At 37.7% G+C, this 12,978-nt stretch carries 12 protein-coding genes; 9 read left to right on the top strand and 3 right to left on the bottom strand.

Annotated elements, in window-relative coordinates; translation table 11 throughout:
• Positions 1–22: 22 nt before the first annotated feature.
• The 3 genes from GQ594_RS09720 to xthA form a co-directional block, all read right to left on the bottom strand.
• On the bottom strand, positions 23–1,693 hold the full coding sequence (locus tag GQ594_RS09720; RefSeq protein WP_160412683.1) for a molecular chaperone HscC: 1,671 nt from the start codon (positions 1,691–1,693) through the stop codon (positions 23–25).
• Positions 1,694–1,828: 135 nt separating this feature from the next.
• Positions 1,829–3,163: an exodeoxyribonuclease VII large subunit gene (xseA, locus tag GQ594_RS09715; RefSeq protein WP_160412680.1), complete on the bottom strand. Its 1,335-nt coding sequence runs from the start codon at positions 3,161–3,163 to the stop codon at positions 1,829–1,831.
• A gap of 30 nt (positions 3,164–3,193) precedes the next feature.
• On the bottom strand, positions 3,194–4,000 hold the full coding sequence (xthA, locus tag GQ594_RS09710) for an exodeoxyribonuclease III (protein ID WP_160401110.1): 807 nt from the start codon (positions 3,998–4,000) through the stop codon (positions 3,194–3,196).
• Between the two features lie 115 nt (positions 4,001–4,115).
• On the opposite strand from xthA, the gene tyrA reads away from it, so the two are divergent.
• The 9 genes from tyrA (at position 4,116) to atpD (ending at position 12,943) form a co-directional block, all read left to right on the top strand.
• Positions 4,116–5,237, top strand: coding sequence for a bifunctional chorismate mutase/prephenate dehydrogenase (tyrA, locus tag GQ594_RS09705; RefSeq protein ID WP_160412678.1), 1,122 nt, complete (start codon positions 4,116–4,118; stop codon positions 5,235–5,237).
• Positions 5,238–5,400: 163 nt separating this feature from the next.
• Positions 5,401–6,732, top strand: a complete 1,332-nt coding sequence (gene glmM, locus GQ594_RS09700; protein ID WP_160401112.1) for a phosphoglucosamine mutase — start codon at positions 5,401–5,403, stop codon at positions 6,730–6,732.
• Between the two features lie 252 nt (positions 6,733–6,984).
• Positions 6,985–7,767, top strand: coding sequence for a F0F1 ATP synthase subunit A (gene atpB, locus GQ594_RS09695; RefSeq protein ID WP_160401113.1), 783 nt, complete (start codon positions 6,985–6,987; stop codon positions 7,765–7,767).
• Positions 7,768–7,803: 36 nt separating this feature from the next.
• A complete protein-coding gene (gene atpE, locus GQ594_RS09690; RefSeq protein ID WP_034901511.1) occupies positions 7,804–8,034 on the top strand; it encodes a F0F1 ATP synthase subunit C in 231 nt (76 codons plus the stop codon).
• Between the two features lie 24 nt (positions 8,035–8,058).
• Positions 8,059–8,529, top strand: a complete 471-nt coding sequence (gene atpF, locus GQ594_RS09685) for a F0F1 ATP synthase subunit B (RefSeq protein WP_160401114.1) — start codon at positions 8,059–8,061, stop codon at positions 8,527–8,529.
• Positions 8,530–8,542: 13 nt separating this feature from the next.
• Positions 8,543–9,076, top strand: coding sequence for a F0F1 ATP synthase subunit delta (atpH, locus tag GQ594_RS09680; RefSeq protein WP_160401115.1), 534 nt, complete (start codon positions 8,543–8,545; stop codon positions 9,074–9,076).
• A gap of 11 nt (positions 9,077–9,087) precedes the next feature.
• Positions 9,088–10,629 (top strand): F0F1 ATP synthase subunit alpha, encoded by a 1,542-nt coding sequence (atpA, locus tag GQ594_RS09675; protein WP_160401116.1) that lies wholly within the window; start codon positions 9,088–9,090, stop codon positions 10,627–10,629.
• Positions 10,630–10,643: 14 nt separating this feature from the next.
• Positions 10,644–11,513 (top strand): F0F1 ATP synthase subunit gamma, encoded by an 870-nt coding sequence (gene atpG / locus GQ594_RS09670; RefSeq protein ID WP_160401117.1) that lies wholly within the window; start codon positions 10,644–10,646, stop codon positions 11,511–11,513.
• A 47-nt stretch (positions 11,514–11,560) separates the two neighbouring features.
• Positions 11,561–12,943, top strand: a complete 1,383-nt coding sequence (gene atpD, locus GQ594_RS09665; protein WP_160401118.1) for a F0F1 ATP synthase subunit beta — start codon at positions 11,561–11,563, stop codon at positions 12,941–12,943.
• Positions 12,944–12,978 lie beyond the last annotated feature (35 nt).

Below are 12,978 nucleotides of genomic sequence, written 5' to 3'. Positions count from 1 at the left end.
TATATTTTTAAAATTTTATTGGTTATCGATTCAAATCTTGTAAATTAGCTTCAATTTCACAACGAATTTCGTTAATTTCTTCAGGATTTTGTCTATTTAATGCATCCATAAAAACTTCGATATATGACCCAATTAATAGTCGTTCATCACCCAGTGATTGTGCCCATGCACGTTCTAACCTTGCCAATAAAGTACGATTTGGCATTTCATCACGAGGATGAATTTTAAGTGCTTTCAAGCGCTCATGACTGTCTTGTTTTTGTTTGTCTGTTAAGCCTATTGGGCTATGATCAATCGCTTTGCCATGTTGCTTACCGGTTTCAAGCAAAACCACATCGACTTCTAATAAGCCATTTAGATCATAACTAAAGCGAACATCAATTCCTTGTGTTCTTTCCATCGGCGTTAGGGGCACTTCAAACTCATCAATTAAAACGTTGTTTTCAACGCGAGGGTTTTCGCCTTGGTAAACCGAAATACATATCACTTTTTGCTGAGGGTGTGTTGTGTAAAATGTTTTTACTTTTGATGTCGGTACAATGGTATTACGTTCAATAATGGGTGAAAATAACCCACTGACATTATTTGAACAACTTTCAATCCCGAGCGTATAAGGGCACACATCAGTTAAAATAACTTCTTCAACGTCGGCATTTCGCAATCGACACGCCGCTTGAACTGCAGCACCTTGTGCCACGATCGTTGTCGGATTGATATGGCGATACGGTAATTTGCCAAATAATTTGGTCACTAGCTCACGTACCACACCCAATTGTGATGAACCGCCCACTAAGACAATATGTTCAAGCTGATTAGGTTTTAAGCGTGCATCATTTAATGCTTGTTCAATTGGTGCTCGTAAGCGATTAAGTAATGGTAACCATAGCGTTTTAGCTCGATTTTCGTTTAAAGAAAATTGCCACTGCTTATCCTGCCAAACCCAAGTTAAGGTGTGTGACTGTTCACCGTTTAATTTACATTTTAGTTGTTCGGCTAAATCTAATAAGCGAGCATAATCATCGGTCGGAATATCTTGCTTTTTAAGGTTCCATTCACTCAAACAAGCTTTAACAAGGTCATGCGTAAAATCTTCACCACCTAAATAGTTATCACCAGCAGAAGCGTGCACTTCAATAATCGGCATGGCATATTCAAGTACAGTCACATCAAATGTGCCACCACCTAAATCAAATACTAATGTATTGCCAGTTTGTTCTTCGTGTAATCCATATGCCATGGCTGCGGCGGTTGGTTCATTAATTAAACGTACCGCATTTAATCCTGCTAACTCAGCAGCAAACCGTGTTTGTTTGCGTTGTTCATCATTAAAATAAGCAGGAACCGAAATGACCACATCATTAATTTCTTGTTTTAAAAACGCTTCGGCATCAGCTTTAAGTGATTTTAAAACCATGGCTGAAAGTTCAGTTGGTGTAAATTTTTTGTCACCTAATTCAAATACTTTATTTGAACCTAAAAAACGTTTAAAAGCCGCTGCGCTACGATTAGGATGTGTAGTTAAACGAGACAACGCCGCGTGTCCAACTAAAATAGAATCGTCTTCATCAATACTTACTGCAGATGGTGTAATAACTTCACCAATTGAGTTAGGGATAAGGACTGGTTTGCCATCTTGCCAAACACAAATTAAGCTGTTTGTCGTACCTAAATCAATACCGATTGGATAATGCATAAACTCTCTGAATAATATCGCAATTTTTTATTGCTTGGATTATATACTAATGCTCACCTAAATTGCAAAAATCAGACAAACACTTAGTAATAAACGATTTATAAACGACTCATAAATCATTTTTAAATAATATTTTTACTTATCAATTTGGGTAACTTGACTAACAATACTGCCTTTTTTTAGCTTTGTAATAATTAATTCACCAACAGCAACTTCTTCAGGAAGGCGAACCACTGTGTTATTTTGATTTGTCGTAACAGAGTAACCTCTTCCAAGTGTCGCAAGTGGGCTGACGCTATTAAGTTGGGAGGTTTGTAAAACAAATTGGTGTTGAGATTGAGTCAGTTTTTGCTGTACTAAATGAATAATTTGTTGCTGCTTTTGACTAACAAGCTGCTGAAAATGGTAAATTTTATTTTGTGGCGAAACACGTGATAACCGTTTATCTAATTGATTATAGTAGTTTGATTGTCTGAGCAAATATTGCTGAATATTATCGTATAATGTGTGGCGATAAGTGAGCAGCGTGTTTAGCTGTTTTGCTAACTTTGTTTGTGGGTGCTGAGTTTGCAACCGATGATACCATTTATTTAGTTTTTCTCGACTCTGTATTAAGTAGTAATCCATCGCCATAGATAAATGCTGCTGTTGAACTTGTAAGCGCTTGACCTGCTCTAGGCTATCTTGGCTAACTAATTCGGCAGCGGCCGATGGTGTTGCAGCTCTAATATCGGCAACAAAATCAGCAATGGTGAAATCAATTTCATGCCCCACCGCACTGACAATCGGTAGTTGACTTGCAAATATAGCCCTTGCAACGATTTCTTCGTTAAATGACCATAAATCTTCAATCGATCCTCCACCTCGCCCAACAATTAAGACATCACATTCTTGACGAATGTTGGCAATTTGAATCATTTTAGCAATTTGTTCAGCCGCTTCAATGCCTTGTACTTGCGTTGGGTAGATGATCAAATGCAAACTTGGATCACGACGTTTTAATATCTGGCAAATATCATGCAACGCAGCCCCCGTTGATGATGTAATAATACCAACGGTGCGGATATTTTCAGGAAGTGGTTTTTTATAAATGGCATCAAATACCCCTTCATCTGAAAGTCGTTTCTTTAACTGTTCAAATTTTTGTTGTAATAACCCCGCACCTGCGGGCTGAATTTTATCAATAACCAGTTGATATTCACCACGAGCTTCGTATAAGGTTACTGTTGCTCTAACTAAAACTTGTTGCCCATTTTGTGGCGTAAAACCAGCCCGAAAATTACTGTTGCGAAACATCGCACAACGTACTTGTGCACTATCGTCTTTTAACGAAAAATACCAATGACCTGATGATGGGCGTGAAAAGTTAGAAACTTCGCCCACTAACCAGACCTGCCCAATTGCATCAGACAGTAAATCTTTAACAATTTGATTAAGATCTTTGACCGATAAAACCGAGCTGTTTTGCATGTGATGATCCTTTGTTGCGATGATACAGATTTATACTAAATCAAATTTAGCCCAAATAGGTGCATGGTCTGAGGGTTTTTCCATTGCTCGAATAGTATAATCAATCCCTGTTTGTTGGCAATGTGATAGTAATTTTTGGCTAGCTAAAATTAGATCAATCCTAAGTCCTGTATCTGTTTCAAACCCTTTTGAGCGGTAATCGAACCATGAATATTCCTGCTTTGTTGGATGTTCGTTACGATAAGTATCTATAAAGCCAAGTGACATTAAATTGCTCATCCATTCACGCTCTTGCGGTAAAAATGAACATTTACCCATACGAAGCCAGCGTTTACGGTTTTCTTCTGAAATACCAACATCCAAATCCGTTGGGCTAATGTTCATATCGCCCATAATTAAAGTTAATTGATTATTTAATTGGTGCTTTTGTAAATGGCAAACCAGATCTTGATAAAACTTACGTTTAGCTGGATATTTAGTTTCATGATGTAAACTTTCGCCTTGCGGGAAATAACCATTAATTACGGTTAAATTTCCTTTACTAGTAGGTAATTCAACCATAATTAAACGGCACTGAGCTTCATCATCATCGGTTGGAAAACCACATTGCACTGACAATGGTTTTTGCTTTGTTAGTAAAGCAACTCCGTAATGTCCTTTTTGTCCATGATAGTTTAGGTAATAACCAAATGGTTCAAGCTCAGCAATAGGAAACTGATCATTATGAACTTTCGTTTCTTGTAAACCAATTACATCAGGCTGATATTTATCAATTATAGCTGCTAATTGGTGAATTCGAGCACGAAGGCTGTTAATATTAAATGAGATAACATTCATGTTGATTTATTGTCTTGGATTTGATGTTCTAAATACGCATCGTACCAAAAATACGTTATACTGTTAAGCTATTACAGAAAAAGCAACTCTTTGTGATAATAAGGAACTACCCAATATGTCTACGGAACTACTTGCCTTACGCGATAAAATCGATGAAGTTGATCAATCTATTTTATCTTTAATTGCAAAGCGATTAGCGTTAGTTGCCGAAGTTGGCGAAGTAAAAAGCAAGCATGGTATTCCCATTTATGATCCTAAACGTGAAGCCGATATGCTCACTAAAAGACGGCAAGAGGCTGAAAAGCAAGGTGTTTCTCTTGCTTTAATTGAAGATATTTTACGCCGTTTGATGCGTGAATCTTATATTAGCGAAAACGACAAGGGCTTTAAAAAAGTCTATACAGGTCAAGGGTCTGTCGTGATTGTTGGCGGTAATGGGCAAATGGGTCGGTTATTTGCTCGGTTATTTACTTTATCGGGCTATCAGGTTAAAACATTGGGTTCAAAAACAATGCATCAAGCAGCCGAAGTTGTTGCCGATGCAATTGCTGTTATTGTGACCGTGCCAATCAATAAAACTTGCGAAATCATTAAACAATTACCACCATTACCCAAAGATTGTATTTTGACCGATTTTACATCCATAAAAACTAAACCACTCAAAGCAATGCTTGATAAGCATCAAGGCCCTGTGGTTGGTTTGCACCCAATGTTTGGTCCTGATGTGCCAAACTTAGCTAAACAAATCATTGTTTATTGTGATGGACGCGAACAGGCGAAGTATCAATGGTTAATTGAGCAAATACGGATCTGGGGCGCTAATCTATGTGCAATTACGCCCAAAGAGCATGATAAATGTATGTCATTCATTCAGGCATTACGCCATTTTACCTCTTTTTCATATGGTGTAAATTTACAACGTGAACAAGCAGATTTGGAACAACTTATTGCATTATCGTCACCGATCTATCGGCTTGAACTGATGATGGTTGGACGCCTATTTGCGCAAGATCCTGAACTTTATGCTGATATTATCATGGCATCTGATGATAACATTGAATTAATCAAACGTTATTATGAATGTTTTGGGGAAATGGTTAATTTAATTGAACAACGTGACAAAACTAAGTTTATAAAGAACTTTAATGAAGTTACTCAGTGGTTTGGTAGTTATGCCAATCGCTTTATCAAAGAGAGTCAAGGATTATTAAAATTTGCCAATGATAATCGAGAATAACTTTATATTAACCGGTGTATTTTTCTGAAGTTTTTTTACAAATTAAAATATACTGTTTATCAAAAAGTCGTTTTTTAAAAAATAGTGCTATATAGCTTTAAAACAAAGCATTATTGTTTAACAACGTGGTTAAAAATAACAAATGTTAGTGTGAGGGAATAGAATGTCTAATCGAAAATATTTTGGTACAGATGGGATTAGGGGTAAAGTTGGACAGTATCCTATCACACCAGATTTTGCACTCAAATTAGGTTGGGCAGCAGGTCGTGTGCTAGCTAAAGATGGTGTTAAAAAAGTATTAATCGGTAAAGATACCCGTATTTCAGGTTATATGCTTGAATCAGCACTAGAAGCTGGTTTTGCCTCGGCAGGAGTTGCAGCAGCCTTTACTGGGCCAATGCCAACACCTGCTATTGCGTATTTAACACGCACCTTTCGTGCTGATGCCGGCGTTGTTATTTCTGCCTCACATAATCCTTTTTATGATAATGGTATTAAGTTTTTTTCAACCGAAGGAAAAAAACTTGATGATGCCATTGAATTAGAAATCGAAGCTGAACTTGAAAAGGAGATCGACTGCGTCGAATCCAAACAACTTGGACGAGCAAGCCGTATCACCGATGCCGCAGGCCGTTATATCGAATTTTGTAAAAGCACGTTTGATCATGATTTAAGTTTAGCTGGACTTAAAATTGTTGTCGATTGTGCTAATGGCGCCACCTATCACATCGCGCCTAAAGTATTACGAGAACTTGGTGCACAAGTAATTAAAATTGGCTGTGAGCCAGACGGTGTTAATATCAACGAAAACTGTGGCGCAACAGATGTTAAAGCACTTGCTAAACGTGTTATTGACGAAAAAGCAAATTTAGGTTTTGCCTTAGACGGTGATGGTGACCGTATTATTATGGTTGATCATAAAGGTCAAAAAATTGATGGTGATTTAATTATTTATATCATTGCCCGTGAGGCATTAAGGCAAGGTCAATTAAAAGGTGGTGTTGTCGGTACATTAATGAGCAATATGGGGCTTGAGATAGCACTTAAAAATCTTGGTATTCCTTTTGTTCGGGCCAAAGTTGGGGATCGTTATGTGCTTGAAAAACTAGTTGAAAAAAACTGGCGTCTAGGTGCTGAAAATTCGGGGCATGTTTTATTATTAGATAAAACGACAACAGGTGATGGTATTGTTGCCGGTTTACAAGTACTTGCGGCAATGGTCCGTAATGATATGTCATTAGCAGATTTATGCAGTGGCATGACAATGCTACCACAAGTATTAATTAATGTTCGATTTTCAGGTGAACATGATCCACTAAATAGTATTCAGGTAAAATCGGCAATAGCACAAGCAGAAAAACAACTTGGTAACAATGGGCGAGTACTGATCCGTAAATCAGGAACAGAACCGCTTATTCGCGTAATGGTGGAGGGAAATAACGAAACAGAAGTGCAAAAATTGGCCGAGGCTATTGCTATAGCAGTTAAAGCCTAAAAATAGCGTCATTTATACCCATTAATTGAACCATCAATAGCACGATATTAGAAGTAAAATAATAATTGAAGTTGTAAATATTTACATAATTTTAGTAAAAAGTGTCTAAATTCTTAATTTGGTTAATCAAAGGTTGACTTAATATAGGCAATTAGGTTTAAAATAGTAACTTCTTGTTGCAGCGATTGCTTATATTTTTTTAAACAAAATATAAGCAATGTTTTATTTTTAGGAATAGGTTAAGAGGGTTATATGTCAGTTTCCTCTCCAGCTTCACCACAAGCTTATATCAAGCACCATCTTGAGAACTTGCAAGTAGGTTCTGGTTTTTGGACCTTAAATCTTGACTCGTTGTTCTTTTCAATTCTGCTTGGTGTTATCTTTCTATGGGTATTTCATCGTGTTGCCCAAAAAGCAACTAGCGGAGTGCCAAGTAAATTACAATGTGCAGTCGAAATGATCTTTGAATTTGTCAATAATACAGTCAAAGACATGTTTACTGGTCAAAATAAGCTCATTGCTCCGTTAGCATTAACGGTATTTATTTGGGTTTTTTTGATGAATTTAATGGATCTTATCCCAGTTGATTTTCTACCTTATGCAGGTCAATATTTAGGCTTGTCACACTTAAGAGTAGTACCAACGGCAGATGTTAGCATTACTATGTCAATGTCTTTAGGGGTATTTGCACTTATTATAATTTATTCAATTAAATACAAAGGAATTTCAGGGTTTATTAAAGAATATACCTTACATCCTTTTAATCACTGGGCATTTGCACCAATCAATTTAGTGCTTGAGCTAGTCAGCCTTTTAGCTAAACCAGTTTCTTTAGGGCTTCGACTTTTCGGTAATATGTATGCAGGTGAACTTATCTTCATCCTTATCGCTGCATTATTGCCTTGGTGGTCACAATGGGTACTATCGTTACCATGGGCCATTTTTCATATTTTAATTATTACGTTACAAGCTTTTATTTTTATGGTGTTGACGATCGTCTATTTAGCTATGGCGTCGGCAACGGAAGATCATTAATTTTAATATTTTTTTGTTAATAAACTGGAGTATATAATGGATAGTATGTTATTTGTAGCCGCAGGCATTATGATGGGATTAGCTGCAATTGGTGGTGCAGTTGGTATTGGCTTATTAGGTGGCAAGTTTTTAGAAGGTGCTGCGCGTCAACCTGAATTAATGCCTATGTTACGTACTCAATTCTTTATCGTTATGGGTCTAGTTGATGCAATCCCAATGATCTGTGTAGGTATTGCGCTTTACGTTATCTTTGCTGTTGCAGGTTAATAAAAATTTAAGAGGAATCGTGTCATGAATATGAACGCAACTCTCCTCGGCCAAGCAATTACATTTGTATTGTTTGTTTGGTTCTGTATGAAGTTTGTTTGGCCGCCAGTTATTAGTGCGATTGAAAAACGCCAAAAAGAGATAGCAGATGGCCTTGCTTCAGCAGAAACAGCAAAAAAAGATTTGGAATTAGCCAAAGCAAATACATCTGACATAATGCAACAGGCTAAGGTTGAGGCTAATGCAATTATTGAGCAAGCAAACAAACGTAAAGCAGCTATTCTTGAGGAAGCAAAGCAAGAAGCTGTGCGTGAAAAAGAGCGAATTGTTGCTCAAGGACTTGCCGAAGTAGACGCCGAACGCAAACGAGCAAGAGAAGAACTCAAACAACAAGTTGCAACACTTGCTATTGCTGGGGCAGAAAAAATTATTCAACGCTCTGTTAATGAAGCCGCAAATAGCGACATCATTGATAAACTCGTAGCTGAACTATAAGGAGAATAGAGCAATGGCTGACTTAATTACAATTGCTCGCCCTTATGCTAAAGCTGCTTTCGATTTCGCGGTAGAAAAAAACGGCATCGAATCATGGCATAAAATGTTGGTGTTAACTTCACAAGTGAGCCAAGACCCACAAGTCCGAAGTATTTTAACATCTGACATGAAAACTGATTCGGTGGCTAACCTACTCATCAACATCTGTAAAGACGTGTTGGATGAGTTTAGTACCAATTTTATTAAAATTATGGCTGAGAACAAACGATTATCACTTCTTCCGGAAGTGCTAACTTTGTTTGAACAATACTGTTTGGATAGAGATTCTCAAGCAGATGTAGATGTTATTTCTGCTGATGAGCTCACAAATGAACAACTTAATAAAATTTCTGTCGCTGTCGAAAAACGTTTATCACGAAAAGTAAAACTAAAATGTCATATAGATAAATCGCTCATTTCTGGTTTTATTATTCGTACGGGCGATATGGTTATTGATAGTAGTATCAGAGGGCGTTTAAATCGTTTAAATGACGCTCTACAGTCTTAAGGGGACTGATAATGCAGCTAAATTCAACTGAAATAAGTGAACTAATTAAAGAGCGAATAGCTCAGTTCAATATTGTGAGTGATGCTCACAATGAAGGGACTATCATATCTGTAAGTGATGGTATTCTTCGAATCCACGGATTAACCGACGTAATGCAAGGCGAAATGATTGCATTACCAGGGGGGCGCTATGCAATGGCACTTAACCTTGAAAGAGACTCAGTCGGTGCGGTAGTTATGGGACCATACGAAGACTTGTCTGAAGGTATGAAAGTACAATGTACTGGTCGTATTTTACAAGTACCCGTTGGTGAAGGTTTATTAGGACGTGTAATTAATACACTAGGTGAACCAATTGATGGTAAAGGATCGCTTCAACATGATGGTTTCTCGCCAGTAGAAGTTGTTGCCCCTGGTGTTATCGATCGTAAATCTGTTGACCAAGCTTTACAAACTGGTTATAAAGCGGTTGACTCAATGATTCCAATTGGCCGTGGTCAACGGGAACTTATTATCGGTGACCGTCAAACAGGTAAAACCGCATTAGCAATCGATGCTATCATCAATCAACGTAATTCAGGCGTTAAATGTATTTATGTTGCGATTGGTCAAAAACAATCAACTATTGCTAATGTAGTGCGTAAACTTGAAGAGCATGGCGCACTTAAGAACACGATTGTGGTTGTTGCATCTGCTTCAGAATCGGCTGCGTTACAATATTTAGCACCGTATGCAGGTTGTGCAATGGGTGAATACTTCCGTGACCGCGGTCAAGATGCATTAATTGTTTATGATGATTTATCAAAACAAGCCGTTGCTTATCGTCAAATTTCGTTATTACTCCGCCGTCCACCTGGACGTGAAGCTTATCCTGGTGATGTATTCTATCTTCACTCTCGTTTACTTGAACGTGCTGCGCGCGTTAACGAAGCTTATGTTGAAGAATTCACCAAAGGCGAAATTAAAGGTAAAACAGGTTCATTAACAGCATTACCAATCATAGAAACTCAAGCTGGTGACGTTTCAGCATTCGTACCAACTAACGTAATTTCAATTACCGATGGTCAGATATTCCTTGAAACTAGCTTATTTAACTCAGGTATTCGCCCTGCAGTTAACCCTGGTATTTCGGTTTCTCGTGTAGGTGGTGCAGCACAAACTAAGATAATGAAAAAATTATCAGGTGGTATTCGTACTGCACTTGCACAGTATCGTGAATTAGCTGCGTTCTCTCAATTTGCATCAGACTTAGATGAAGCAACAAGAAACCAATTAAGCCACGGTGAAAAAGTCACTGAACTATTGAAACAAAAGCAATACTCACCAATGACAGTTGCTGAACAATCAATAGTACTTTACGCCGCTGAGCGTGGTTATCTTGAAGATGTTGAACTGGCTAAAGTATTACCATTTGAAACAGCATTACTTGCTTATGCCCATAGTCAATATGCCGATTTTGTCAAATCAATTGACGAAACAGGTAATTACAATGATGAGATTGAAGCTAAGCTAAAAGAGTTACTCGAAAGCTTTAAATCAACTCAAACATGGTAAGGGTGAGGTAAAAAATGGCTAATGCAAAAGAGATTAGAACAAAAATTGCCAGTATCCAAAGTACGCAAAAAATCACTAAAGCGATGGAAATGGTTGCCAATTCTAAAATGCGTAAAACACAAGATAGAATGGCTGCTAGTCGACCATATGCCGAAATGATTCGTGAAGTAATTGGACATTTAGCGTTAGCTCAGATAGGCGCCAAACATCCTTATTTAGAAGAAAGAGATGTAAAGCGAGTTGGCTATCTTATCATTTCAACCGATCGTGGTTTATGTGGTGGTTTAAATATCAATCTTTTTAAAACTGTCATTGCTGATATGTCAGCATGGCAGGAAAAGGGTGTTGAAGCAGATGTTGCTTTAATTGGTTCGCGGGGTGTTTCGTTTTTTACATCAGTAAAAACAAATATTTTGACTCAAGTAACTAACTTGGGTGATGAACCAACTTTATCTGATTTAATTGGCCCGGTAAAAACAATGCTTGAGGCATACGATAACGGTAAAATTGATAAATTATATATTGTTACTAATAAATTTATTAATACCATGTCGCAAAAGCCAACAATCCAGCAGTTATTACCATTACCGCCATCAGAGGATAAAGAGCTTAAAGCTTCATCATGGGATTATATTTATGAGCCTGATGCTAAATCATTATTAGATGTAATTTTACGTCGCTATATTGAATCACAAGTCTATCAAGCAGTTGTTGATAATTTAGCGAGTGAACAAGCAGCAAGAATGGTGGCCATGAAAGCAGCAACAGATAATGGTGCAAACTTAATCAATGAATTACAAATTGTGTATAACAAAGCCCGTCAAGGTGCTATCACGAATGAATTAATTGATATTGTATCGGGTGCAGCTGCTGTTTCAGGTTAGTGCTAAATATTGGCTTATAGTTAAGAAAAAGACGTAGAGGATTAAAAATGGCTACTGGAAAGATTGTCCAGATCATCGGTGCGGTGGTTGATGTCGAGTTCCCAGAAGATGCTGTACCAAAGGTATATGATGCATTAGAAGTGGAAACAGGCACTGAGAAATTAGTTCTGGAAGTTCAACAACAATTAGGTGGTGGCGTTGTTTGTTGTATCGCAATGGGTTCATCTGATGGTTTAAGACGTGGACTTAGCGTAGTAAACACAGGTCACGGCATCGAAGTGCCGGTTGGTACAAAAACACTAGGTCGTATTATGAACGTACTTGGTGATCCTGTTGATAAAGCAGGTCCAATTGGCGAAGAAGAACGTTGGGCGATTCACCGTGCAGCACCAACCTATGAAGAACTTGCAAACTCAACAGAATTACTTGAAACAGGTATTAAAGTTATCGACTTAATTTGTCCATTTGCTAAAGGTGGTAAAGTCGGTCTATTCGGTGGTGCTGGTGTAGGTAAAACCGTTAACATGATGGAGCTAATCCGTAACATTGCGATCGAACACTCTGGTTACTCTGTATTTACTGGTGTAGGTGAGCGTACTCGTGAAGGTAATGACTTCTATCATGAAATGAAAGAATCAAACGTACTTGATAAAGTATCGTTAGTTTATGGTCAAATGAATGAGCCACCAGGAAACCGTTTACGTGTTGCGTTAACAGGGTTAACCATGGCTGAAAAATTCCGTGACGAAGGTAAAGACGTTTTATTATTTATTGATAATATTTACCGTTATACCTTAGCAGGTACCGAAGTATCCGCGCTATTAGGTCGCATGCCATCAGCAGTAGGTTACCAACCGACATTAGCCGAAGAAATGGGGTTATTACAAGAACGTATTACTTCAACAAAAACGGGATCAATCACATCAATCCAAGCGGTATATGTACCAGCGGATGACTTAACTGACCCGTCACCAGCAACAACTTTTGCGCACTTAGATGCAACAATCGTATTGAGTCGTCAAATTGCTTCTTTAGGTATCTATCCTGCGGTAGATCCATTAGATTCAACAAGTCGCCAATTAGATCCTTTAGTTGTTGGGCAAGAACATTATGATTGTGCTCGTGGCGTTCAATCGATTCTACAACGTTATCAAGAATTAAAAGACATTATTGCAATTCTTGGTATGGATGAGCTATCAGAAGATGATAAATTGATCGTTGCGCGTGCTCGTAAAATTCAACGATTCTTATCTCAACCATTCTTTGTTGCAGAAGTATTTACAGGATCACCAGGGAAATATGTACCATTAAAAGACACTATTAGTGCATTTAAAGGAATCATGAACGGTGATTATGATCATATCCCTGAACAAGCATTTTATATGGTTGGTTCAATTGATGAAGCAATTGAGAAAGCAAAATCTCTCTAAGAGATTCATTGAACTAAGATCATATTAATGGAGAT

Origin of the sequence: Gilliamella sp. Pra-s52 (assembly GCF_009795805.1) — a bacterium.
GTDB lineage: Bacteria > Pseudomonadota > Gammaproteobacteria > Enterobacterales > Orbaceae > Gilliamella.
This window is presented reverse-complemented; position numbering and strand designations above follow the sequence as displayed.

Bases quoted from the DNA above. Each gene is read 5' to 3' on its own strand.
- atpB (WP_160401113.1), top strand. From the start codon at position 6,985: ATGTCAGTTTCCTCTCCAGCTTCACCACAAGCTTATATCAAGCACCAT.
- glmM (WP_160401112.1), top strand. From the start codon at position 5,401: ATGTCTAATCGAAAATATTTTGGTACAGATGGGATTAGGGGTAAAGTT.
- xseA (WP_160412680.1), bottom strand. From the start codon at position 3,163: ATGCAAAACAGCTCGGTTTTATCGGTCAAAGATCTTAATCAAATTGTT.
- atpH (WP_160401115.1), top strand. From the start codon at position 8,543: ATGGCTGACTTAATTACAATTGCTCGCCCTTATGCTAAAGCTGCTTTC.
- atpF (WP_160401114.1), top strand. From the start codon at position 8,059: ATGAATATGAACGCAACTCTCCTCGGCCAAGCAATTACATTTGTATTG.
- GQ594_RS09720 (WP_160412683.1), bottom strand. From the start codon at position 1,693: ATGCATTATCCAATCGGTATTGATTTAGGTACGACAAACAGCTTAATT.
- atpA (WP_160401116.1), top strand. From the start codon at position 9,088: ATGCAGCTAAATTCAACTGAAATAAGTGAACTAATTAAAGAGCGAATA.
- atpG (WP_160401117.1), top strand. From the start codon at position 10,644: ATGGCTAATGCAAAAGAGATTAGAACAAAAATTGCCAGTATCCAAAGT.
- tyrA (WP_160412678.1), top strand. From the start codon at position 4,116: ATGTCTACGGAACTACTTGCCTTACGCGATAAAATCGATGAAGTTGAT.
- xthA (WP_160401110.1), bottom strand. From the start codon at position 4,000: ATGAATGTTATCTCATTTAATATTAACAGCCTTCGTGCTCGAATTCAC.
- atpD (WP_160401118.1), top strand. From the start codon at position 11,561: ATGGCTACTGGAAAGATTGTCCAGATCATCGGTGCGGTGGTTGATGTC.
- atpE (WP_034901511.1), top strand. From the start codon at position 7,804: ATGGATAGTATGTTATTTGTAGCCGCAGGCATTATGATGGGATTAGCT.